The 24,590-nt window shown below is 51.9% G+C and carries 21 protein-coding genes and 2 pseudogenes; 5 read left to right on the top strand and 18 right to left on the bottom strand.

Annotation, left to right across the window (positions count from 1 at the left end; genetic code table 11):
- Nucleotides 1-408 (top strand): annotated as a pseudogene (locus tag DVK01_RS22655) (hypothetical protein); the annotation flags it as partial.
- A gap of 456 nt (nucleotides 409-864) precedes the next feature.
- Here the strand turns inward: DVK01_RS22655 and DVK01_RS19610 are convergent.
- The 10 genes from DVK01_RS19610 to DVK01_RS19565 all read right to left on the bottom strand — a co-directional run bounded on the left by DVK01_RS19610 (nucleotide 865) and on the right by DVK01_RS19565 (nucleotide 11,660).
- Nucleotides 865-1,665 carry a DUF6166 domain-containing protein gene (locus tag DVK01_RS19610; protein ID WP_121538443.1) on the bottom strand — a complete coding sequence of 267 codons (801 nt, stop codon included), beginning with the start codon at nucleotides 1,663-1,665 and terminating at the stop codon, nucleotides 865-867.
- Nucleotides 1,666-1,691: 26 nt separating this feature from the next.
- A complete protein-coding gene (locus DVK01_RS19605; protein WP_121538441.1) occupies nucleotides 1,692-2,795 on the bottom strand; it encodes a DNA polymerase sliding clamp in 1,104 nt (367 codons plus the stop codon).
- A 160-nt stretch (nucleotides 2,796-2,955) separates the two neighbouring features.
- Nucleotides 2,956-3,825 carry a hypothetical protein gene (locus DVK01_RS19600; RefSeq protein WP_121538439.1) on the bottom strand — a complete coding sequence of 290 codons (870 nt, stop codon included), beginning with the start codon at nucleotides 3,823-3,825 and terminating at the stop codon, nucleotides 2,956-2,958.
- A complete protein-coding gene (locus tag DVK01_RS19595) occupies nucleotides 3,822-4,772 on the bottom strand; it encodes a MarR family transcriptional regulator (RefSeq protein WP_121538437.1) in 951 nt (316 codons plus the stop codon). Before DVK01_RS19595 ends, DVK01_RS19600 begins: the two co-directional genes overlap by 4 nt.
- 336 nt (nucleotides 4,773-5,108) lie before the next feature.
- Nucleotides 5,109-6,098 carry a transcription initiation factor IIB family protein gene (locus tag DVK01_RS19590; protein ID WP_121538435.1) on the bottom strand — a complete coding sequence of 330 codons (990 nt, stop codon included), beginning with the start codon at nucleotides 6,096-6,098 and terminating at the stop codon, nucleotides 5,109-5,111.
- Between the two features lie 29 nt (nucleotides 6,099-6,127).
- On the bottom strand, nucleotides 6,128-6,700 hold the full coding sequence (locus DVK01_RS19585; protein ID WP_121538433.1) for a hypothetical protein: 573 nt from the start codon (nucleotides 6,698-6,700) through the stop codon (nucleotides 6,128-6,130).
- Nucleotides 6,701-6,742: 42 nt separating this feature from the next.
- Entirely contained in the window at nucleotides 6,743-7,234 is a 492-nt protein-coding gene (locus DVK01_RS19580) for a hypothetical protein (protein WP_147435207.1), read from the bottom strand.
- Nucleotides 7,235-7,378: 144 nt separating this feature from the next.
- Nucleotides 7,379-10,411 carry a DEAD/DEAH box helicase gene (locus DVK01_RS19575; RefSeq protein ID WP_121538429.1) on the bottom strand — a complete coding sequence of 1,011 codons (3,033 nt, stop codon included), beginning with the start codon at nucleotides 10,409-10,411 and terminating at the stop codon, nucleotides 7,379-7,381.
- A gap of 140 nt (nucleotides 10,412-10,551) precedes the next feature.
- The gene (locus tag DVK01_RS19570; RefSeq protein WP_121538427.1) at nucleotides 10,552-11,046 is read right to left on the bottom strand and encodes a hypothetical protein; all 495 of its coding nucleotides are present in this window, start codon (nucleotides 11,044-11,046) and stop codon (nucleotides 10,552-10,554) included.
- Between the two features lie 2 nt (nucleotides 11,047-11,048).
- Entirely contained in the window at nucleotides 11,049-11,660 is a 612-nt protein-coding gene (locus DVK01_RS19565) for a winged helix-turn-helix domain-containing protein (RefSeq protein ID WP_121538425.1), read from the bottom strand.
- A gap of 199 nt (nucleotides 11,661-11,859) precedes the next feature.
- Between DVK01_RS19565 and DVK01_RS19560 the strand changes: the two genes are divergently transcribed.
- The 3 genes and pseudogenes from DVK01_RS19560 (at nucleotide 11,860) to DVK01_RS19550 (ending at nucleotide 15,024) form a co-directional block, all read left to right on the top strand.
- On the top strand, nucleotides 11,860-13,788 hold the full coding sequence (locus DVK01_RS19560; RefSeq protein ID WP_121538423.1) for a hypothetical protein: 1,929 nt from the start codon (nucleotides 11,860-11,862) through the stop codon (nucleotides 13,786-13,788).
- Between the two features lie 111 nt (nucleotides 13,789-13,899).
- The gene (locus DVK01_RS19555) at nucleotides 13,900-14,202 is read left to right on the top strand and encodes a hypothetical protein (protein WP_121538421.1); all 303 of its coding nucleotides are present in this window, start codon (nucleotides 13,900-13,902) and stop codon (nucleotides 14,200-14,202) included.
- Between the two features lie 142 nt (nucleotides 14,203-14,344).
- A pseudogene (locus DVK01_RS19550) lies at nucleotides 14,345-15,024 on the top strand (IS6 family transposase).
- A 135-nt stretch (nucleotides 15,025-15,159) separates the two neighbouring features.
- Here the strand turns inward: DVK01_RS19550 and DVK01_RS21740 are convergent.
- From DVK01_RS21740 to DVK01_RS21735, 4 genes are all read right to left on the bottom strand, one after another.
- Complete coding sequence (locus tag DVK01_RS21740) at nucleotides 15,160-15,897, bottom strand: hypothetical protein (RefSeq protein WP_147435206.1); 738 nt, start codon at nucleotides 15,895-15,897, stop codon at nucleotides 15,160-15,162.
- A gap of 264 nt (nucleotides 15,898-16,161) precedes the next feature.
- Complete coding sequence (locus tag DVK01_RS19545; protein WP_121538419.1) at nucleotides 16,162-16,860, bottom strand: hypothetical protein; 699 nt, start codon at nucleotides 16,858-16,860, stop codon at nucleotides 16,162-16,164.
- Nucleotides 16,861-16,869: 9 nt separating this feature from the next.
- Entirely contained in the window at nucleotides 16,870-18,606 is a 1,737-nt protein-coding gene (locus tag DVK01_RS19540) for a VWA domain-containing protein (RefSeq protein WP_158598789.1), read from the bottom strand.
- Between the two features lie 499 nt (nucleotides 18,607-19,105).
- A complete protein-coding gene (locus DVK01_RS21735) occupies nucleotides 19,106-19,891 on the bottom strand; it encodes a hypothetical protein (protein WP_147435205.1) in 786 nt (261 codons plus the stop codon).
- Between the two features lie 31 nt (nucleotides 19,892-19,922).
- On the opposite strand from DVK01_RS21735, the gene DVK01_RS21730 reads away from it, so the two are divergent.
- A complete protein-coding gene (locus DVK01_RS21730) occupies nucleotides 19,923-20,270 on the top strand; it encodes a hypothetical protein (RefSeq protein WP_147435204.1) in 348 nt (115 codons plus the stop codon).
- A gap of 65 nt (nucleotides 20,271-20,335) precedes the next feature.
- Here the strand turns inward: DVK01_RS21730 and DVK01_RS19535 are convergent, their stop codons facing one another.
- From DVK01_RS19535 to DVK01_RS19525, 4 genes are all read right to left on the bottom strand, one after another.
- On the bottom strand, nucleotides 20,336-21,172 hold the full coding sequence (locus DVK01_RS19535; protein ID WP_121538415.1) for a protein phosphatase 2C domain-containing protein: 837 nt from the start codon (nucleotides 21,170-21,172) through the stop codon (nucleotides 20,336-20,338).
- Nucleotides 21,169-21,897: a VWA domain-containing protein gene (locus DVK01_RS19530; RefSeq protein WP_121538413.1), complete on the bottom strand. Its 729-nt coding sequence runs from the start codon at nucleotides 21,895-21,897 to the stop codon at nucleotides 21,169-21,171. Before DVK01_RS19530 ends, DVK01_RS19535 begins: the two co-directional genes overlap by 4 nt.
- 129 nt (nucleotides 21,898-22,026) lie before the next feature.
- The gene (locus tag DVK01_RS21725; protein ID WP_147435203.1) at nucleotides 22,027-23,541 is read right to left on the bottom strand and encodes a hypothetical protein; all 1,515 of its coding nucleotides are present in this window, start codon (nucleotides 23,539-23,541) and stop codon (nucleotides 22,027-22,029) included.
- Nucleotides 23,542-23,674: 133 nt separating this feature from the next.
- Nucleotides 23,675-24,403, bottom strand: coding sequence for a CAP domain-containing protein (locus tag DVK01_RS19525; RefSeq protein ID WP_121538411.1), 729 nt, complete (start codon nucleotides 24,401-24,403; stop codon nucleotides 23,675-23,677).
- Nucleotides 24,404-24,590 lie beyond the last annotated feature (187 nt).

Raw genomic sequence — 24,590 nt, 5'->3', positions numbered from 1 at the left:
TCATCTCTCTATTCGTACAATGAACACATTCGAGAGATTCTCAATAGACGTCTTGGCCAACACATAGGGAAGCGATATTTTCTGCCGGGAAAAGACAACAGGGCAGCTCCAGACTATACCAAACGGGGTGCGTTTCTGTGGGGACTACGAAACGATTTCCAACACGGTGACTACTGGTGCCTGTCTGTAGAGAAGGCGAATCAGGACCAAGACTACGCGTTCTACCATTTGCGCTTCGAAAAGCAGGATTTCAATGCGACACCAAAGGGAGGGATAGAAGACGCAGGTGGATATGTCGCTCATGCCCCGGATGGTGAATACGAGTATCCACTTCCGTATATCGCTCATTTCCATCGCAATCTGTTTAATGACTTTGAGAGTGACTTCGAATCCTGGTGCGATCAATGAGTTCTGAGGCGGTCGTGGTTTTCTAGACTGGTATGCCCATCGCAACAGCTAACGAGGCAATCAGGACCTCAGCCACCCATCTCGGCAGTCATGACCCGCGATACGCTCTGGGAGCCCGATGCATCCACAGACGGGACATTGCATTAGTGGAGTCGGCGGGAGCTTTTCCCACTCACAAAGAGCTGCGCGGATGTGTTCACGAGTATCCGGAGAATCCGACCGAGTAAGCGCCTGCACAAGGTGCATCCGAAGTCGCTCACGGGCCGTCATTCAACCTCCAGTCGACCCACTCCCCACAAGTGTGGTCGGCATTGTCGAAGGAATTGCAGATATCTTCTTGAGGCTGCCTTGCCTGAGAGAGTAGCTTTTCGCTTCATCGCAGGGCCGTCTGAAGCGGTATTGTACTTAAATTCGTAGAAGAATAGCTCGCTCTGCTGTTCAATGTATATTGTTCGTCTAACCGCTCACCAGCATCTCTTGATCGTCGTCGTAGCGTGGGATATACTCCTCACCGCCGAACCAGCGAACGAGAGTTGGCCGAAGACTTCGAATTCTCTGCTCGGTCGACTCGCCAACGTGATCGACGGTTCTGAGCGTCGTGGCGTAGCAGGCCCAAGCCGCGAACTCGCCCATCGTCTCGAACTCCTCAGCGATGGCCCGCTTGGCAGCAGCGGACGTCAGTCGGCCATGTGTCGAAAGCCACTGCTCCGGCAGTGATTCGGCAGCAGGATCACGGTTCCCCAATCGGATTTCCTGAAGTCGATGCAGGTTCCCTCTGGTATCTCCCTTCTTCCAGAGGACCTCGTCGTATCGTCGGACCAGAGCAAGTTCGTCAGCGTAACTGATTGAGTCCAGATCGACTGTTTCGATGTCGACGTCGTCCGGTTGTGGAGCGGTGTTGTCCGGATAGTCCCTGTGAAGGTACTGTTCACGAAAGCTCGACTCGCGGAGGTCCTGCAGACGAATCGACCATTCATCACCGCTCAGCTCGCGTCTGACGAAGTTCTCTGCGAACAGGTGATAGTCATCGATTGCGACCTCGGCCCCGAGAGCGGACGCGAGCAGGGCGATAGCGAGTTGGCAAGCGCGGTCTGGAGCCGCATCCGGACCCCAATCGAACCCGCCCGGTGACACTGAATGTACCATCAGGTGTTTGTCGAGGAGATCGTCGCCGGCGTAGACGAGACAGCCCCCAAGTGTGCGTTCTCCTCGATATCGCCGTGCTCGGTGCTTCGACTGTGAGTAGCTAGTTTTCATAGTGCGTGGAAAATCGCCTGGGGCGATTACGTCTCGATACGGGGAGCCAGCATCCTGGTCATCGACCCTGCATCATCGTCCAGTTCGTACGAGAGCATGATGGGGAACTCACTCCCGAAGTCAACTGTGACGCTGGCTCCCTTGGGGATTGTACGGACGATCTTTTTCATGTAGTCGAGGCTGAACAGCGAGGACGCTTCGGCGAACGTGGCCTGGTCGAGTTTCTCCTCATCGAGTTGGAAGTCGACAGTGTCGGTATCACCTTCTGCCTCGATTCTGAGGACCTCTTCGTCAGCGTCCATCCGGAATCCGACGTGATCAGCAACAAGGTCTGCAGCTTTGACTCCTTGCTGGAGGACATCGCGGTCGAGCGTAGCGCTCGCTGGGAGTTCCAGCTCAGGAAGCGTCGGCTCTGCTCTGATAGTCGCTGGATCGAGGCAAGCCATTCGGAACTCGATGCCGTCGACGAAGACAACCAGCTTGCGTGTCTCTCTATCGAGACTGAACTGGACCAGATCGTCTTTCTTTGCGAGGTTCACGGGATCGGCGAAGCGGTCCAGATCGAGACCGAGAACACCCGGAGTAGCATCGTACGACTCGAATGCCGAAGCATTCAGAGTGAGATCGTCCATTGCGACGTTGGCGGAATCGACTGCGCGAACGCGAATCCCGGATTCGTCTATCTTGAATCGGGCTTCGTCGACGTTCGCTCGAAGTGCCTTGAGGATGGTCTTGAGAGGACTCGCCTGGATGGTTGCTCGAAACGTCGACGGCGGCTCTGAGGGTATCTCATCCGTCGCTTCCTCTCCATCAGTATCGATATCTGCATCTGGTCCTTCCTCTGTCCCGGATGCGAGATCTCGGGCTTGCTCCAGCCAGTCTACAGCCTGTTCCACGCTGACGTTTGCAAACTCCGCGATTGTCTCGGAGTCAGTGGCTTCGAGAGCCTCGATCGTTGAGATTCCTTGTTCGTGCAGACGGGCCGCTTGTTTCGTATCGAGACCAGATATGTCGACGACATCCGGTTGTTCGGAGGGTTCCGCGACAGTCTCGGGCCGTTCAGATACATCTGAGCGGCTAGTCTCAGTCGGTTCTTCGTCAGAACGGTCTGTGGATGTTTCTATACTCATAGGATTCTATGGCGCTATAGAGCGAAAGCACGAGTTCAGACGAGCAGTCGTGGAGTCAACTCGCCTTTCCCTCAGTCTCTTTAGAGATGATAAATCTCGACTCGGGAGTACCGGCCGAGATACGGCTCACGACGCGAGAAGTACAACGAGCGATCTGGAGTTACTGAAGTCGGACAGTGGTCTCCTCGAGCTCTAGAATCTGTTTTTCGACTAACCGAGCAATCGCATCGTCAACAGCATCCGCCTGGTCGTCAGAAAGCGCTCTCACGTTCGAGAGGACGCGGTCGCGAATTTTCTCGATATCAGTTAGTCCATCATCGACCGCGCCCAGGACGGTGTACTCGACTTCGAACTCTGTCGCGAAATCTGAGACACAAGTCGTGAACGAATTCGGGAGGCCCGACAGCGAATTGACCGCCATCTCGATAGTGAACAGCGGATGGGAACGGTCGCGGATGTGCCTTGCTTCAGTCGACCCCGTGTTGAACGGCCGCTGTTCGCCGATTTCGGTCAGGATCGACTCGTAGTCGAGGCCACGCTGGGCGTACTTCCGCATGTCCTCGATGTCGCGCCGGCGGCCACTCGCCAGGTCACCACCCGAGACCGCTTTCAACAGGAACATATCCTCATCCGAGAGGATGAATGCGGTCGCGTAATCGCCGGTCCAGAATTCCTCGGCCCGGTCATGCATTCGCTCGGTGATCCACACCTTTCCGACGACTTGCCGCTCGAAGAGGTCGATCTGAAATCCGCGGTCTTCGTGATGGAGCTCAACGGTTTTCCCGACACCCTCGAACGACTCCGTCGGCTCGTCAACCACCGCGAACCCTTGGGCTTGGAGCGCCTGGTAGACGTGCTCGAACTCGGAAACGACACCCAGTGCAAGGTCGATATCCTCGGTCTGATCTTTCAGCCCCCGCACTGTCATCGCCGAGCCCCCGAGGAGATACACGTCTACGGGTTCCGAAAGCCAGCTGTCGAACTCTTCGAGGAACGCTCTGATCGCATCTCCGCCTTTGAATACAGTCATGAGACACCGTACTGCTCTTTGAGAGCGCTAAACTCTGATTCACTTGGGAGGAAGATCGGGAGGTCCTCGGAGACCTCGAAGTCTCCGTGAAGGGGTCGGTACATCGCGGCCACCGCTGTCTCCAGATCGTACCACGTTGCCGTTTCTATGAGGGGTTCCTGGTCGATATCCAGTTTCTCGATCAGCAGCATCGAATAACTGACGCGTCGCGACCCGCTATCGAGGACAAGGGTGTGGCACACGACCTCCGAGGGCGTGAGGTCTTCATCCGGAGCGTACCAGAACGCGGGTTCACCGGCGAGGAAGAACTGCAAGCCGTACTCCTGGAATCGTGCGAGTCCAGTCACCCGCCACTCAGCGGCCGACTCTAGTGCGGTCGTATCCTCGGACGTCTGGACGCGAACGAGTGCTCGCTTCGGATCGCACCACTCGACAGTCGCACTCGGCGCAAGTTTGCGAGCTCGCGAGCGATGTTCGTGGGTCACGACTTCTCGTGCGAACGTCAGCAGTGGCGAGAGGTCATTAGTTAGCGCGTATTCGGGCCCAGACGGCGACAGCATCGCACGGTGCTTGAGCGGTGACAACGCGTTGTGGACGCCCTGTCGGGTGATGTCGAGTCGCTCTGCGATCTCGGTCACTCGACGTGGTTCGTCGAGGTACCAGCACACTCGCAGCGTCGCTGGTGAGAGTATCTCAGTCCAGTCGACGTGCCCGAGCTTTGAACGGAGATCTCGATACGCCTCGACGACTGGATGGTCAGTCACTCGGACGAGACGCCGGTTCTTCGAACCACGGGCTTCGGTGAGCAAGCCGTCCTCGAGCAACTCATCGAGGATGTCGTAGATATGGTCCTGAGAATACTCAGTTTCGGTCGCGAGTTCGTCTGGCGTCGCCTCGCGGCCAGCGCTAAGCGCGTCTAGCAGTGCAAGGCTGGCCTTCGTCAGCATCTCTGTAAATAATAGAGCCGATTCGTATAAATATGTTTCTGGATTTCTGTTTACACACTGGCTGTGAATCGTCTACCCCGCTGCGGACGGAATCGTGCTACATCGAAACCGGCGGAAGCCAGTCACAGGACGGACAGAACGCTTCGTATACAGCCAGTGTTTCGTCGAACTCCCAACCTCCGTCGTCATGGAAGAGTACGCCTGCTCGAACGATAGCATGAACCGCCCCGTGACCACAGTTGGGGCATTCATCACCAGGAGCCCAACCCGCCCGCTCGAAATCGATCGTCCACTCTGCGTCAGTGACGACGGCCGACGACCGTTCACCGCAAGAAGTCATCTCTGTACCTCCAGTCCAGACTCCGCTGGACGTTCGAGCATCGATTGGAGTTTCTTCCACTGCTCACGGAGCGTCATAGCAGAGACATTCGCGAGTTCAGCGAGACTCGTTTGGGTGACTTTCTCGTCACCCTCCCGAGCAGCCTCATAGATGCAGGCAGCGGCAACGCCGGTTGGTCGACAGCCGTTCCCGAGACCGGCTTCGGACGCTTCTCGGGCCAACTTCAGGGCGCGTTGGCGCACTTCTCGTGAGAGATCGAGGTCCGATGCGAATCGTGGAACATACTGAACGGGAGCCATCGGAACGGCCGGGAGATTGAGTTCGTGATTCAACACGCTGTACGCGTTGCTGACCCGCTCTCTGGAGACAGTCGACACCTCTCCGACCTCGTCGATTGTCCGAGGGAGTCCCGAACATCGACAGGCTGCATACACGCCGGCAGCCGCCATTGCTTCGATCGAGCGACCACGGATGAGGTCCTCGGTCGCAGCAGTCCGATGGAGGGCGCACGCCTGCATACAGATGCTCTCGGGGAGGTCGAGCGCACCGACGATCCGCCGGATCTCCGAAAGTCCATGGGCAAGGTTCTGGTCTGCCTTCCCTTCGAACTGGGCTTGGCGGTCCCATCGCCGAAGCCGGTGCAGTTTCCGACGTTTCGCTGCCGGAAGCTGCTTCCCACGTGCATCACGATATCGACCGATCTCTGCAGAGATACCCCAGTCGTGGCGTGCATTCGTCACTGGCCCACCAACACGACGTCGCTCTTCGGCGTCGTATGGCGTCCATTCAGGACCGTAGTCGATACAGTCCTCGTCGACGACGAGCCCACACTCAGGACAGTACCTCTCAGTACCTTCTCGTCTGAGCTTGACCTCAGAGCACTCGGGGCACTGGTCGGTCGTTGTGAGTCGTTCGTGAGTCTCAGCACTGTTCCTCTCAGGCTGTTCAGTGTGCTTGGTCGCGACGCTGGATGATTCTGTAGACATGGTTGATCAATTGGAGCTCTGGAAGCGGATTACTCGAAGTCGGGGCCTGCCAGGTGGGGTGGTAGTTCCGGGTCGAATTCGCGGTGGAATGCGCGGAGAACTCGATTCTGCCAAGCTGCGTATTCGCCAGGGCTCGAGGCACCGAACCGTTTCACACCAAGATCGTATTCCCGAGCAAACGCTTCGAGATCGACTGCCTCGATACTCGTAATCGCGTCTGTCGTGGGATCTGGAGCAGCGGCTGCAGGAAGTGGTCGTTCCACCCACGCATCGAAGCAGCCATCCACGGAGCTAATCACCAGGACGCCGTCAGTTGCTCCAACGAACAGGCTAGTCGAAATCCGAGCGAGATTTCGATACAGATCCGACGGAACAACCAGGAGTAGGTTCTCGGCATCCACTGAGGATGGGTGACTGTGTCCTCCAGACCGACCGTCGGTTCTCCATCGGTTCTCCGTGTCGAGCCAGCCTCCATGCCGTAACTTCTCGAGTGCGGCATCGAGGAACGTCTGGCTCCGGTACTGAATGTACCCGACTACGGTCGCATAGAAGCTCATCGAGCCTCCGCGGAGAACTCCATAGTTAGTGAGTTCGAAGTACACGACCCACACCGATTCGTCGAAGATAAAATCCGGATAGAAGGCTCAGTAGTGGACATCAGCGGGAACCACCCAGAACTCGTCATCACTGTTGTGTTCGAGATGTTGTTCGACCGTTGATCGAGAGCGAAGGCCGGCGCCGTGTTGGTCATAGATCCAGACGGACGGCCCGGCGAACTGGCCGAGTCGATAACAATCGTACCGAGTGAGGTCGACGTCGTCCATCACGGACTCACAATCGAGAGACTCGAGTTTCATTCGCAGCTTGTCGAGTGTCTCACGGAACCACGCTTCTTGTGTCTCGACGGCGTCTTCGAGGAGTAGTCTCCCCGTCTCTGACTGCAGGGGTAGCGCTGGATCGAGGCCATCGTAGCGGGGATGGTCTCGATACCGAGCCGTCGATTCATCTAGGGTTTTGTAGTAGTCGAACGCCGTAGACGCTCCGTCACCGACTCCAATCAATCGGTCGAGTGCGTACCGAGCTGTACTAACTGCCTCTGAGCTATCGACCGCCGGAATGAGGACTCTGATGAGCATATGCATTTTCTATTCCTCGCCCCTTTCGGGGGCGATAAAATCAGAGCCTTTGTTAGGGGATTCATTTGAAGCCGCAGCTGGCTAAGGAAGCAGCAGTCTCAATCTTCTGGATAACCCCTCAGTTGCTATTTACTTGCTGGGTGGTTACCTCTGGTCGTCTTCGGGCCCTATCATCCCAAATTCAACATTGTACCGCTCAACTTGCTCGACACATTCGCTCAGCAAGCGACCAACATTCTCATGACCGGCTTCCGGATCAAAGTCGAGTCTCAGTCCCGGGTGAACGCCACAGATAGTATAGCTCCAGTCTGTCGGCACAAAGTCTTGTGTAATTTCCTCGAATGTCTCTTCCCCATGGATGACTTGTGACCGACTAGTCCCTTGTTGATTACCAGCGAGCTGTTCAACAAGATCCTGAGTATAGGTGTACCGAAGAGAGCGCAATGTTTGATGGTAAATGTCTTTGAAATAGGATATTCGGACACCCGGAGATTTTGAGCGCTTGACGTGGTAGAAGGTGATCTGTTTCTCGTCCGTTCGAAATTCTATAAAGTCCGCAATTTCATCACCCATATCATCACAAAAGAGTACGTACTCCTCACCACCGTATCGTGATGTAAGTGTCTCTACCATCGCACAGAATACTGATTCAATAGGTTCACTCTCCCACTTAGCCGTAAGGTCGGTGGTTTCGTCGACATCATCCCACCATCCCGGTTTTTCCACGGCGTCTTCTTCGATATAGTCTCCCCAGGCTGGCTGGAGTTCCATTCTAAGTGACGAGGGGTCAAACTCGTCAAGCGTCGTCTCTGTAACGTATTTTGCTCCCCCAGTTACGATCGAATTCGCATCAACGTGGAACCGCGGCGGATACTGGCGTAAGAACTCATCCCCAGGCAATGAAGAATGAGCATCAGCATCGGGGATCTGGAACTGGTACTCCGAAATCGCCCCGGACCAATCGTTAGCCTCAACATCATATGTTGCTTGTATGTCCGACCCAACTGGCTCGATCGACACAGAAACTTCAATCGATTGTGATGGGGTGTCTACTGATTCCGCAATCTCCATTGCTATTTCAACATCTTGCCATGATTGGCCACTTGAGGCTTTCACACTCACCCTCGAGGCAAGTAAGGAAGGATAAGGCATTATTGAGAACGGTTCTGCCTCGAATGCGTCAATTTGAACCCCCTGATTGAGATCTTCAAGATGCTGTATTGCAGGCTCACGATCGGCGTTGAGTTCCCGTGCGAGTGTCTCACACCACTGCTTGAATGCTGATAGTCCAGCTTTCGAATTCGACCAAATCGCCCCCTTCGAGCTACTGATCCCCCGCGTGTCCGTCGCCGAGGAGCTGGCTTCACTGTCAACTGAGTCACCAGTCACAGCCTCTCCATCAGCGCTAAACGACGCAAACACATGACCGTGTGTATAGCGCCGAGTGTCAGAGTGGTACACCGCTCCTTGAACCTCATTACCTGTAAGTAGCTTATGTTCGGGCTGGGTTCCTGATGGTATATGGACGTTAGTCAGCCCCGCAGCTTTAAATTTCGGCGCTGACAGCGATTGCATTGCTTTAGAAAGTCGTTTTCCGGTAACTCGCATTGCTGCCGCCTCGTCGCCAATTAACGCCGAGCGAATCGTATTCGCTTGCCGCACATCGGATGTGTACTCGAAAAGTAACTCGCTATCTTCGGGAACGCAATATAAATGTAGGTCGTACGCGGTACTTTGGAGGATCGTACTGGTTCCCCATGTTGGTGACTCTTGTGTTGTCGTGATAGACCCCCACATTGAGTCAGGTGTCGACAAGATGTACCCGAGAGAATTCTCCGATCCGACTCGAGTGGAATCTGAATCCTGAGAAACCATATCAAACTCAGTGTCGCTGAGTGAATAGACGGTGACTGTCTTGTATGGCCGAATATTGTCTGGACTTACGGCATCCAATGGCGGTGCCCCGCCGGGCTTGTCCGACTCCTGAACTGAAAGGTACTCTGAGATTAGATCTTCCGCGACATCAGCCCACCCAGTATCATCACGGTACAGCTGGCGTACTGCTTCGGACATACTCGCACTCTTAACCGCCTCTTCAGTCGCAATGATTGTCGCTGGAGCCTCGTCGGATGGTTTTCGAGCCAGACGTCCAACGATTTGCATCATCCTCGGAAAGGACTTCGGGGGGACGTGAAATACGGCCACTTGAAGATCCGCCACATCAATTCCTTCTATGAATTTATTCACGACAACTACCCCATCAATGGCTCCCTCTCGGAGCCTCTCCAGTTTGTCCTGATTGTCCTCAGTTTTTGAGTGAACCGCACAAACATCAAGCGGCGTCTCCTCATTGTACTTCTCAGCAAGGTTGTCAGCCTTTCCCGTCGTGTTTGTTCGTATCAAAAGAGTCGCTTGATCATTGGAATTCTGCAACGACGTGAGTGTCTGGACTGCTGTGTCTACAAGTTTATCACTATTGCCACCAACTGTTTCCAATCCAACTTCGTGATAAATACCTTCATCCCTAGCTTTCTTGATAGGATAGTGATAAATAAGGTCGCCTGGCAGTGGTTGATCCTCCCGACGGAAGGGAGTCGCAGTAAATAGGAGTTGAGGAATATCATCAAAACTCTCCAGCACATATCGCCAGCCACGCGCTGGCGTATGATGTGCTTCATCCACTAAGAGCAGATCAAAAAATCCGGCGGGCGGTAATACAAGCGAATCCTCGTCTGCGTTCGCATAGGGTTCACTGATACTGTTTGGGGTTGAAACAACAACGTCGGCGTCGCTGTACTCTTCCCACGCTTCTTCAGAAGTCGGTCGACCACGGTGAATTTTGACTTCTAAGCCGTCGGTAGTCCCAGAGAACGCATCCGCTTTGTTGAGGCCAGAGAGATTATCAAAGCGCTCTTTGATTTGGGTTCGAATCGCATCCGACGGGACAATTATGAGAGCACGGTCGGCACCGTATTCGAAGGCGGCAAGCATCATGACAGCTGTTTTCCCACCCCCTGTTGGGAGTGAAACGACCGCCGGTGCGGCATTGTCTGTCGTCTGGTGGGCTTTAATCGCCCAGTACGCCCCTTCCTGGCAATTCCAATATGATAACGGGTCGTCTGATTGTTCACCCGGGAATGTAACCCGTCCAGTGTTCGTTGAGAAAAAACCAGTCATAGATGGTATTCCCTGGAGACATACAGATGAATTGCTAATACAAATCAGTCCCGACCCAGTCCAAGAAATAACTACTCAGTTCAGAAAATACACCCAGCTCAAAGCATCGGCTACATTGCACTCATGTTTCGAGACGCTGCTCAGTCCATTAGCTCGTCGATGAACTGAAAAGCGTTCACGAACGTAATCGAGTCCTTGTATCCCTGACTCCCGAGGACAGTTTCAACCCCTTCACCAGCAGCGATATCAGGAGTATAGATATAGACGCTTGATGCTGACTCTTCAGCAAGTACCTTCGCTGCAAGCCCGCCGAGAGCGGCATCAGCACGTTCTATCTCATCTTCGGGGCGTTCATCAGCGTTTGCAATATATCGCTGAACACCGTCCATCGTCTTCGAAACCAGTGGGACAGTGTAGTCCAGTGACTCACTCACAGTAACCCAGCCTTCTTCGATAGCGATATCGATTGTCGCAGTCTCCGATGCAGGTTCGGTGAGTTCCTCGTACACCCGTTCCGGAATCAGAAAGACGATTTCATTACGCTCGGCGAACGTCCGAACTCGCCGGTATCGATGGTTCGTTGGTTGGCCGAGCGCGACGAAAAACCCAGTATCAGCGATATGCGTCGCGCTCACGGTCACTCGTTGACAGTTTCGTCGTCAACTGCAAGATCCTCGGCAGCGACAACATCATCAAGTGAGGCTCCAGCGGGCTCAATATCGTAGTGCTCGTGAACGATCGGACGGAGTGCCTGGAGAATGATCTCCGCTGCGAGTGGCGAGATATCTATATCTCGAGCCATCACCTGGTGCGTGACACTACCACGTTCACGGTCAACCGCATAGTTAATCGCGGTTGCGAGCCCTGCGATTCCATGCCGGTCGATATAGGTATCGATATCCTCATCGGTCGCTCGACGGCCGACGGCGTCGATGAGGACCGGGGTAATCCGGTATTCGCGAGTCCCATCCGAAGCCGTGACAGTCAGATCAATTTCGTTGGCCATGTACGTTCTAGGCTGGGTTTCAGACTGCTCCGCAATCACACCAGCATCGGCTAATCGATTGACATAGGTGTATGCCGTCCCCTGCGGGAGGTCAAGGGTATCCATCAGTTCCTGCACTGTCGCTTCCCCATCACGAATGAGGTATGCATACAGCTGGGCGAGTCGGGGTTCTTCGAGGAGATCTGCGACTGACAGGAACTCCCGAACGACATCTCCGGTGGCCCGATCCGTTGAACGTGACATAGGATAGGTCCCTAATTACAGTTTACAGCGAATCCGTAAGAGTGTTGCGGAGATTCTGGTTAGAATTCGATGTGAGGATAGTGTGGGTATTCTCCCGTAAATAAGGAACAGAAGGCTTCTAAGTGCGTTATAGTTATGCTCCGCTATGCAGTGTAAGTAGTGAGGCTGGCTAGAGCCTCACAGCATTTGGAGTAATGCAATGAACAGTAGCAACACTGAGAATAAGAACCTATCGGCGACGATAGCGGCGACGAAGCAGACGAACGAACGACATGGGACCGCAACGACGCGGACTGAAGACGGTCGCTCTCCCTACTTCCGGACCTACCGGGAGGACCAGGAGCAGCGCCGCTCCACCACTGACCCCACGACGAGAACTCGCCTGGTCGCAAGACTGGCAGGACTCCTCTGGGCGCTCATGGACGCCCCATCCGACGCTGACTCCCCAACCGACCCCGAGGTCGCGACGGACCAGCACGAAGACGGTGACGTCTACACGGAGCGGACCGCAGCGAAGACCGACTTCGGGACGCGTGCAGAACCCGTCGATGGACTGTACGGGTACACGTCTGATGGCTACCCCATCGTCCCAGAACGAGGACAGCTCATGAGAGCCCGAACGAACGCGAACGGCCAGCCCGCTGACGCGCTTATCGAGCCCGATTCAGCAGGCGATCTCGCATCGTGGCACCCTGGTAACGCCAGCTCAAAATTCGTCGATCCGACCGGCGAACAAGTCGTTGGTGTCGCCAGTGGCCTCGACGAATCCGCCGGCCGCACGACTGCACATACGCTGTCGACGCCCATTTCGAAGGCTGTCGACCACCGAGTGACGACCACTGGCCGCCACTCGAGTTCGGCTTCACTCGGTTCAGCCGAAAGCCGACTGCAAGCGTACGACCGCCCGGACAACGCAGAGACCCACAACCACGCTGAGCGGACGGAGACAACCACGGGGCTCGAGACCGCCGATCTGGAGGTCTTGCTCCCCGATGGCGAATACGTCCGTCTCGGTGACCTGGTCACGGAGCCAGAGCAGTTCGCAGGCAGCTCTCTGGAGGCTATCGAGCGATCACTCGCATTGGAGGCCGAGAAACGGAAAGTCACGGATGGCATCTGCCACCCTGGCGAGCTGAGCGACGACGTCGAGCTAGTCGGTCACGCGAAGTGGCTGAACAACCGCTTCGACGAACTCGCTGCGACTCGGCCCACTGCGGCTGAACTCGCTGAGGCCCGAGAGAAACGAGCGAAGCAGGCCCACAAGGACCGCCTTCGCCCGTTGCTCGAGCTGAATCCCGACGAACACGAGGAGGTCTGTGCGATGGCGCACCGACTCCTGAGTGACGACTTCGAGAAGGTCTATGAGGTGCGCAAGAGTCCGCTGACGCTCGCACTCGCGCTCGCGAAGCGTGTCAACCGCGGCGTCGAGCCGACGAATGCACTGCTCAGACAGGCCGAAGACGAAGCGAACGATCCCCAGAACGTCCAGAAGATCGGCAACGTCCGATATATGTCGACTGCTCAGACGAAGGGGAGATTCTCCACGCAGGGTCGTGTTTCGATCCTCTTCGAGAACACTCACCCCGGAATCAAGCAGGCCGGCGTGCTTCAGGACGAGACCGGGACGATACGTTTTGCTATCTGGAAGAAGTCTGAATGGGACGAGACGCGCCCGACGCCAGATCCAACGGACTTCGGTGGCCGCACGCTCATCCGATCACACCGGTTCCCCGAACTGACGGTCGGTGACCTCGTGCGTGTCGAGAACGTCCACAAGGGCTGGTACGGGAACGAAGCAACGTTCGAGACTCGACGCGATAGCGAAATCACGATTCTCGAACAGTCGACTGACGATTCAGACGGCGAATCAGCGTCGACGCCACAGCAGACCGCAGCCGTAGAGTCACGACGAACGAGACCACACCGGAAATCGAAGCCCTCGATTACCGGAACAGCCGTGCCGAGGAATCCAATCGCGTACTGGCGAGGATCCGAAAGCTGGGTGTTCCCGATCGCGGACTGGATGCCCGACTGGTGGCTCGCGCAGGATGATGTCGAAGTAGTTGCGCAGAATCGTTCGACTGCGTCGGAGACAGCGACGAAACAGCAGGTGAAGAGAACGACGTAGAACCAAGTAGCATAAGAAGTCTCTCCGAGACTTAGAATTCTAACCCCTTTTCCGACTGCCGAATATTCATCACACCAAGATTATTCTCCCCTGAATCAGTACACCTCACCAATGTCATCTGCGGAATGTGTGCTGGAGGAAGAAGAAACGCTCGTCGTCGAAATGGAGGTCGAACACCGGCGTCAGTATGGCTCGGTTCAGATTGGCAGTGTCTTGTTCACCGATCGTCGCGCTGTTTTCTCGTACCAGTCGAACGGCGCTTGGACTCAATTCGGTGAAGCAGACCTCTCAGCGGAACCTTTCGCCCAGTACGTTGACGGCGAACTGCGCGCAGTTTTCATCCCAGCGACGGACAGCGATGCAGTCCTTCAGCTCCGATCCGACTATATTGCTGATTCCACCGAAGTAGGCTAAATATCGGTTGGTTTCAGGTCAGGTGTCGGCTCAAACAGCAGAATTGGTGGTTGAATTTCTATCATAAATAGGTAACTATCAGAAACAAGTCAATGTCTAGTTGAGGGATTGAGAAGCGAGAAGGTTGTAGCGAGAAGTGTCCATGCAACTCGCGAACCTCCTCAAAGAGGAATTAGAGATAGAGAATCAAGACGCTTGGGAGAACGAACGCACGCCGACACCCGTGTGCTGTTTCGCGGTTCGACTTCATTCGATGGGGTTGTCAGTGCGTGAAGTCGAGGCTGTCTTGAGCTGGCTGGGTGTCGATCGCTGCCACCAAGCGATATGGAATTGGAAGGAAACCCTCGCCGAGACACAGAGTGATCCGCCGAGGATTTCGCCGACGTTTGTCGCGGTCGACGAAACACAGATCGAGATCGACGGCGAGAAACACTGGCTGTTCGCCGCGATCGACACCAACTCAAAGCTGCTTCTGGAGGTCGATGTTTACAGCCGCCGCGGCACCGATCCTGCGGCACATTCCTTCACCGCCTCACCGAGAAACACGATGTTGACTAGACGGTGTTTCTGGTTCATGCTGGCGGCTACCTGACTCCCCTCTCTCGTCACGATTTGAGCGGGTGGCTCGACTACCACGACCGAAACTACATCGAAAAGTGGTTTCAGACCCTCGCAATGAGGCTCAACCGCTTTCATTCGTTCTGGCGGGGCAGTCAGGCCAGCACAATACGGTGGCTCAGACGCTTCAGACACTACTACAATCGATATCGGCCGAATCAAGCGTTAGATGGCCGCACTCCTGCTGAGGGAGTCCAGAACTAGACAGTGCCCGCCAGACACGTCTATCTAAAACCGGTACGCGTGCGACAGGACGGGTGACCGTATCCAAGTTATATTATTCTGTCATTCTTGCTTAGTCCAATTTGATGGATTGACCTCTTGATTGCTACTGGTTTACTAGATTTGTCGAAGAGAAGTTTCGACAGGGCTGGACAATCCTTCCCCTTGGGTATGTTCAATTGTAACGTTGGAAATTATATGGAATAGCTCTCTTATGTTCCTATATCGATGTCTGAAGACCGTTACATTCTCGTCATCTGCTTCTGTGACTAGTTTATTAAGGCCTTCCATTGCAGCACCCCTGTGAGAGCCGCCCAATCCAACTGCAAAAAAGAACATATCACGCCCCTCGGTCCCCTTTTTAATAGCTCTCTGCGCTATTTCCCACTCCTCCTCGGAGCCAGCGAGCGGTTCACTCTCATGCAGAAGCCAAACCAAGGCCGGCTTTCTTGACAATCCCTTTTCATCCACCGCTTCGACATAATCTGTTAAATGCTTTCGTGATTTGTGGATTGATTCGAACACGAGAGACGGTCCTCCGGCAGTTAGTTCCGGCAGTCCTGAACTTAGGGACTGCGTGGAAATGGAATGTATCGGGTAAAATTCCTGTTCTACCGTCGGACATCCTCCGGTACTAGTAACACTCACATCAATTGCCAATTCTGCTTTGAAATCGCTTTCTATTTCGCGGGCAAAATGGTTTAATCCCTCATTCAGTTCGAATATGATTTTTCTCGGTCCATTTTCAGTAGTAATCTGGTGTTTGGTCCCGCCATTCGTGTCTACAATGAACATAACCGGAACTCGTGCCACGGTATGTTCGGCTGTATCGAGTCCGTATTCATTTTCTGTCATTGCTGACCTGACCCATTTGATGATTGTAGTTCTCAGCCGGGAAGCGGGGGGACTGCCCTTCGAAGTTGGGTCCGCTCCTATTAGCCTGCAGTTGGGTGGGAAATAAAAAGTTTAGCAGGGTGTGTAAATATTTTGAAGGCATCTATCTCACTGTTGGCCACTTCCCAGGTATAGCGGCAGGCCGATCCAAGCGATATGATTATATTCCATTATGAAACTTCCAAAATACTCATACATGTCATAAACAGATTTGAGCGTGTTTAGTTAATCGACAAGCGTTAGGGCAGCAGAATCTTCAATTATGTCGGTTACAGAGATGTACGCTGCTACAGAAGTGAAGCTCCGAGGGCTCTCAGCAACGAACTCAAAATAGTCTCTAAACATATTTTCCTGTTCTTTGACTTTGAGTGGTGGAATGTCCGTTTCAGGGGATAATTGAGAAAGTGTCTCCAAATCCGCCCCGGTGACACCGGCTTGTATGAACCGAAAGGCATCGTTATTGATTCCCGTCTCTAGAACTGTTTCAACTTGGCTCCATCTTTTATCTCCCTTGTTCATATCAGTCGGGGATGAATTGGCCAATAACCAGATCTCTGGTTTGCGGTACGGTAGACCATTGGCTTGGTACTCCTCTTTGCGATCTTCTACCATCCTGCAGGTCTCTATTATTGCCTCACCCATAGGGCTATAACGTTCTCTACTTAGAGTCGGTGGAATCCATTGTTCAATAGGTGTGAATTCTTGTTCAACGGTCACGTCACCGCCATATGTCACTACAGCTATTTCTACACCCTCAAACGATATGTGTTCATCAACCAAATATTCCATTTCATCGTGAAAGAGTTCTAGCCCCTCATTCAGTGCAGAAATCTGTCTTTTAGTCAGGTTGGAGGTATCCAAAACAAACACTATTGGCTGTTTGGCAATGGTTGAATTGACAGACTCCAGATCGTGTTCTGACATTATTAATATTCAATCTTTATCTTCCGTGATCAGATCATTGAGTGTTTTGATCCAATATCCTGGTTCAGGACGCCCCCAACTAATTTCAGCAAAACAATTTTCAAATAATTCTCTGATATCCGCTGGTAATTTCTCATAATTGGGGGCATCATCGTGCGGTTGAAAACCTGTGTTCTCTGCGTGGTAAGGAAACTGATTCTTGCGTATTAGCTCTCCAAAACTACCGTTCGCTGCCATCGGACCTTGCGCGATGAAAGGATGGAAGCCCTCCATCAAGAATTGAAAGATGTGAACGCCAAGGCCGAACCGGTCGAGCTCTTGGACTTCTTCTTTGCTGCTCCCTCCGCCTTCGGGTGGCATGTAACGAGGCACGAATGTGTCGACTGGATAGATCGTGGTCTCGCCGTGGATCAGAAAACGGTCACAGTCGATGAGCGTGACGAAGCCGTCCTCGTCTACAAGGATGTTGTCGTGGTTGAAATCGCCGATCGCGTGTCCCTGTTCGTGGATGGCCTTGACTACGAGCGCCAAGTTGTGCGCAACCCTGTACCGTTCTTGAGCCGCATTCTCATCCCACTTCAATTCAGTCACCGCGTACTCAAGGGCACTTTTTGTCTGTTCTAAGTCCCTGTACGGCATCTTGTACCCGAGGAAGGCTCCTGTCGATGGGTCTTCGGCGATCTCTTGAGGCCAAATGATCGAACGGATCCTCTCCTCTTCGTAGGTAGAGTCGATTGGTGGATTCTTGATCATCGCCCGCACTTTGTCTATCTTCTCTTCCCGTGTCTGCTTGTTGAAGATTTTCAAGACAGAGTCGCTGTTTCCCTGGATACGATATACAGTTCCCTCGCTGCCTGTATCTATCTCGGGTCCGATTGTAGCCGCTGATGTTGCCACGCGAACATCGTCACCCTCGGTAACCTCCCTATCTGAGACAGCGCTGTTCTCACTTTGGCTCTTCTCCGAGCCGTCGTCGGCTGTGTCACCGAAGGGGTCGTCAAAACTGCCGGACTGGTCATCGTCATCGGTGGTGTCTCCGCAGATGGTGTCGTAGGAGCCGTCGGTCCGGTCGTCATCGTAGTCAGGCTTCCCGATGTTTTCTGAATTCTGTTTTATACTTTCAGAAGCACGCATGAAGAATTCCCGTGTCTGCCCTTCTTCTAGATGGAAGACGGACTTGTTTTCATCGTCAACGCCGGCTACAAGGTCCCCCAACGTTTCCATATCGGCCTTCTCTCCTAGTCCGACTGCGTAGAAGGTGAGGTCGTCATCTTCTGTCCTATGTTCGATTTTCCGCTTCGTTTTCTCCCACTTGCTTCCCTCAGTTTCGTTCGGCTTCCCGTCCGTCAGAAGCCAGACAAGCGCCCGCTCCTGAGTTCTGTCAGTTTCGACCATGTATGATTCTAAGTTGTTGAGTCCCCTGACAACGGCTTCGCACATTGGGGTATGACCGCCGGCGCTCAGCGTCGGTGGCCCGTCCTCCATCCATGAAATATTGATTGGCTGAAAGTCCTTCTCCATTGTCACTTCCCCACCGAAGGACACTAAACCGATGTCTACTCTTTCTGCGTCCTCGCTGCCCCCGATTTCTTTGGTGAAGTACTCAAGACCGTCGTTGAGTTGATCAATCAACTGCCTCTCTCGTCCCTCGTAATCTTTTGCGTCTCTCCTCATGGATCCGGACGTATCCAAGAGGAATAGGTTCAGAACCCTGCCCTCACGCCGACGTTCAGTCACAGAATTCATAGCTAGTCTCATAAATATCCAGCATAATAAAATTCATCGGTCAAGCATCACGAAGATCCAAGCGATATAGAACTACTTCATTGGAATCGGGTATTGAGGAAGTCGAGTCGGCAATCGGTTTATCGAGCGTGATGAGTGTTCCCTAGCGGCCCTGTTCGTGTCCAAGACGCACTCGTTGTCCTGACACACATCGGTTCTCGGTCCGAAGAGGTTGTGAGTACCAACAAGCATGATCACCAACACGCGCTCTGCTACGTGTTGGACGAAACAGTGGCGGGATATCTTACCTGGGAGCCTCATCACATTTACCACAAGTAACTGTGGGATCGATAGCGGTGCCATCAGGCAACCACCATGGCGGGTCATTGGCGTCAACAGTCTCGGGGTCAAGTGTCCACGAAGGGATCTCATCGTCCTCGTAGGCGAGTCGCTGACCGAGTTCTTGAACACCCTCGGAAGTGATATACATCCGGCCGAAGGCGTATCCCCAATAGTCGATTCAGGGACCTATTGGAGTCATACGACGGATAAAGGAAACAATCGGGCTTGTTCCAGATTTTAACAAGAAAAGTGCAGCAAGCCAAAATCCGATAGTGTACCCAACTGCACCAACACTGAATGCTACTATTTCTCCTGTGATGGTCTGATAATCATAGATGTTTGCACCAGCGAGACAAAGAACTACACCAAGTTTAGATGTTTTATTAAATACTTGGGGTGTTCCACGGACGCGGTATGTAACCCCAAGTGCAGCAATTAAAAAAGACCCAACAGTGTACGCTAAAGCAATGTCGTAAGCTGTCCCGTGGACCACGGGTCCACGGGTGATCACGAATACAATGAAAGAAATAGTCACAGAAATTATAAATAAAATAAGAAAGCTATATTTGATTCGAGGGTAAATCCTAGAATAGATCGACTGGATACTGGAAGACCTGATATTGGAGCTGTGTCTTCTAGTGATAATATCTACAACTTTCTTGTATAGCCTTAATGATGCGGCACCTTCGATAGTCTGAGCAAGGAAAAATAAGTAGAGAGAAAGCGCTGAAATAGAAGAATATTGACGGATAATAGCAGTCATCAAGAAAAGGTATCCAATAGTCATAGTTCCAACAATAACGGTCCTCTCGTTTGATTGAATCCCGCCTGATTTCCCTGCCGCAGTAGAGTTTAAAAATTGATTAAAATACCAGAGCAAAAGTAGTTCAAATCCAAAGAAAATCGCAATCGATGGCAGAAGCTGTGGAACAACAGGTATCTCATAAGGCAGTTGGCTGTACATCTATGTCAGCCCCAACAGTCCCCTGATAGTAATGACAGTTGCTAATGCGGGCAGCAAAATAGCAGTAAAAGCTACTAATAGACGGATAGATCGTAACATGGATGGATGGTTCAAAAGCCAATACCATGCCATAACTCCCGAACACACGGTAATCAAAACCGAAGCACGCTGTGGAAGATCAACAACTGATCGAAGTTGGACTGAAATAAGAAAGACCATTCCAGTGAATACAAGCACGATTCCTGAACTCAGAAGAACATCTACTGAAAATATATTAAAAGGACTTTCTGACGTGGCTGTTTGTATTAAGATTTCACCTATGTTCATGTCTCTCCCTCATCAGAATTTTGCCTGCAAACTAGAGGGATTGTTAATATAGATTGTCGCATGATATCTGAACACATTTGACGAAAGTTGGACATACAAAAAGACACCAGCCAGAATCTACCCAGGCTGGTTTTGTTCAGATGAGGGCTCAGTTTGAGTCGACTGAGAATTAGACTCCGAGTCATTCAAAGCAACTATATCACCAATTACTAACGTTTTATCATCCCCAGAATATTTCCGATGATGATCATGATCCAGAAATTCACATAGATCTTCTTGAAGGCTCTCCTGATCCTCTTTAGACTGTATATGGTCAATGAGTTGGTCAAAAAACTCCGGATCAGGCTGGTTCCGTCCCTTCCAAGCCCATGGGCTCAGTCCATCAGAAAATACAGCCACAGAGTTAACTTCCTCATGGTACGCGAATCGGAATTCCTCTTCCCAACTCTCACTTAACAGCGGGATGGTCACATTAGCATACTCTGTATCCTCTTGTGGTACCAGAGCTTTGTAGGACCCTTGATACCGCCCAACTATGCCTCCATCTCCAATGGCACCCACCGCTACACCTGAGGAGGTTGCCACCATAGTCAGCAGCGTGGTGTTGAATTCGGAAGGTGATGCATCAATATGTGTTGCCACTTCATGTATAGCCGATCTTGCTTCTGAGGTCGCGTTTCGAAGTAACTCTTCCATCCCTCCAGGGCCCATTTCAGGATTATCTGACAGTGAGCTTTGAATTACGTTCGCTGTTGTACTTGTTGCTACTTGTGAACCGATATGTGAACGCTCTGCGCTTCCTAGACCGTCACCAACAACAACAACAACGGCCGAATCACCTCCTAAGCACCCTCCAGACCAGGAGTCTTGACAGGGAATCTCTTTTTCTTCGTGCTTGGGTCCTCGGACAGAGCATCCGATGACAGTAGGTTCATCGCAATCGTTCTCTGTCATTTGACGTCAATCTGTGTAATCTCATCCAGTTTGTCTTGGGATAGTTGAACAGTATCCCCAGAATCCGGATGTGAAGCACGAGCAAGACTGTTTGACACAAACTGGAAGTACTCCTTGAACATGCCCTCTTTGATTTTCAGGGCAGGCCAATCCGTGACCGACACCAGATCACTCAACGTGTTCATGTCAGCTCCGCCTACCCCCATAGCAAAGAACAAAAAGTGATTATCGCTCGTACCTTTATCGAGTTGCTTCTGCACCCGGTCCCACATTTGATCCCCGTTACTCATATCCGTGGGTTCACCATCCGTGAGTAGCCAAATAAGGGGTCGAGTATATTGAACAGCGTCATTTTGATACTCATCCTTCCTGTCTTCCGTGATATCAATCGCCTTTTCGATGGCCTCTCCCATCGGCGTTCCCCCGTTATCTTTCAAAGTCGGCGCATTCCAGTTTTCTATTGGAGTGAAGTCAGATTTTACTGAAACATTCCCTCCAAAAGTTATTACCGCGACATCGACGCGTGCCGCAGCGTGCTGCTTATCCTTAATTTCTTTCTCGAAGAGCTTCAGACCCTCATTTAGCTGGTTTATCTTTTTCTTCTTTTTTCCGCTTGACGATTGAGTCTTTGACCCCATCGATGACGAGGTGTCTAATATCAGCACGGTAGGAGTTCGCTCAACCGTCGGATCCGCCGTCGGTTCTAAGCCATCATCACTGCTCATGCTTATCTACAGTTTAAATGGTTGTTCATAATATACTTCAAATTAACGGGGGAACCGTCTCTCTCGAATATTCCCAGTGGAGAGTGACTTATCCACACCCTCCTGATCAACCTAACATCCCATTCGAATTTAGTTCTCATTCTTGTCTTCGTCGTTATTTTCTCTAATGTCATTGACCCAATCACTCGGTGACTCAGTATTTTCAGAAGATGCACTTTGTGTCCCTCCAGGGGGCGAATCCTCATCTCGACGCTTGTCCCACTTATCCTCCAATTGGTCTAAACGGTCACCGTCACCGGCTTGATTTGACGTAGACCCTGACCCATTAGGGTTCTGTGTGCTTGACTGAGAATTGCCCCGCCGATTGCTCCATTTGTCTTCTAGATTTTCTAACCTATCTTCTTCATCTGACCCACCACCGTTGGTTCCTGTAGAAGATCGCGTACTGGTCCCACTTTGAGAGGTATTCTGCCGGTCATCCCACTGCTCTTCTAACTGTTCTAAGCGATCATCTTCTTGAGACTGAGATGTACTACGGGTGGATTGCGTATTTCCTTTTTCAGAACTCTGTGAGTCTTTCCGTCGGTCACCCCATTTATCTTCTAATGTTTCTAACCGATCCTCATTTTGAGGATTTATTGAAGGACTCTTAGGAGAAGACCCCGTCGGTGATTTTGTCGAGGAGTTTCCTGAAGAGGTACCAATAGAGATCTGATCTGAAAATCCTCCGGCTTCGTTCAATGCTTTAACCCAATCGCTAGCCGTAGGCCGATAGCGTCCTCGAGCTTTTCCAACGACGAAACACTCTTCAAATTTTTCTTTGACACCGTCTGGCAGTTGATCATATTTGCCATCTACAGCACTATGAGGTTCTAGTCGGCCAGGTTTGGGATCCTTATACGGAAAATCATTCTCCTTAATCGCTTCAATGAAATTTCCGCCTGCCGCATCTGAGCCCTGTGCTTGGTATGGGTGGAACCCCTCCATCAAAAACTGGAAAATGTGGATACCAAGTCCAAAAAGATCGGCCTGACGAACGTCTTTTAGTGTGTTCCTTCCCCTCCCACCTGGTGGTGAATACCGTCCGAAAACCTTTTCTCCAGGATAAGTACCACTATTTCCATCAATGTGGAAAGAATCACAATCAATTAGCGAAACATAGCCGTCTCGAATCAAAATATTCTGATGGTTTAGATCTCCGATTGCATGCCCCTGAAAGTGAATAGAAGCAATAGCATATGCTAAATTCAACGCGACGCCATATCGTTCCTCGTGAGAGCTGGAATTCCAACTAAGCTCCTCCCTTGCATATCTTCGCGCATTGCAGTACTGATCGATCTCAAGGTAGGGCATTGTGTATCCGAGAAACTCTCCGGACGCCCTCTCTACGATTTCTTCTGGCCAGATTATTGAACGGATCCCTTTATCATCATGAGTAGGATCCTTCGGCCTTTCCGAGATCATCGCAGGAATCTTTTTTCCTTTACTCGTCCGACAATCTTCCTTGAAAATCTTCACAACAGAGTCGCTATTCCCCTTGATTCGATACACTCCCCCCTCCGCACCTTCGTCCAATAGCTTACCCAATGTTAGTGAGTTTGCTCCTGCGCTCACCACCTCTCCTTCAAGATCTCTGAACCCCATTGTTATCTCGCTGATTGATGGTTAGTTATTCTTCATCTTGAAATCTTGGGTGAATCTACAAGAGTATCAAATAGAGGTTCTTGCGTTACGAATCAACACAAATGGAGCAAGACACTAAAGAAGATTATTCGGTTCAATAAAAATTCTGAGTTGTATATATCGCGCCGTCTTGGGTGAGATAGACTCCAATTCCTTCCCTGTCGAACTGTTCTCTGAGAATATTCTCTCGGTGCCCCGGAGACTCCATCCAGTCGTCGACTACGGACCCCGCGACCTCATCAACCGGCGTCATTGGTGTTGGATACGTCAGAGCAATATTCTCGCCACACTTCCGTATATCATGGCCGAACTGTCGGTATCTATCTTTTGTCGTGGCGCCGTTTGGTGAGGTATGATCGAAATATTGCTGATGTGCCATATCACGACTGTGCTGTAGAGCTATTGTGCTTAGATGAGGACTGTATTGCAGCGTACCAATACCATGATTAGAGCGCTGTTGGTTCGTTTTTTCATGAATTGCGGCTTCAATTTCGTTCGGATCCGCTGAGTGACTCACATCAATCGGTACCTCAAGATTATCGATGTCCAGAGAGGCACCACAATTAGCACAAGTATCATGAGGGGAGATCCGCGCTCCACAGCCACCACATCGCCAACCATTTTCAAGATGGACGATTGGCGACCCACACTGTTCATGATGATAGGATAGAACATCGGACATTCCACATTTATCACATTCAGAAAAAAGAACCGCTATAGTCGGTTGATTTTCCTGTTCACCATCGCCTCCTGGCTTCTGGATAGTTTCTTGAGGGCCCGGCATATCCTCACGTATCTTTTCTGCCCAGTCATTTGGACTCATATGTGGCAACAATTAGTTCATAACGTAACATACGTTTTCGGGAGATACCCGCTACAACCTTCCTTGGTAATCCTTACGGCAAGAACACGAGAAAAGAGAGGGATTTCCAATGTCAAAGCATATCGGCTTGAACCAGACTGTCAGCATATTCTCGTCCTGTAAGTCAGCGATAATTTGAAGTCCCTAT

It is taken from the genome of Haloarcula sp. Atlit-120R (assembly GCF_003665885.1).
Classification (GTDB): Archaea; Halobacteriota; Halobacteria; order Halobacteriales; family Haloarculaceae; genus Haloarcula; species Haloarcula taiwanensis.
This window is presented reverse-complemented; position numbering and strand designations above follow the sequence as displayed.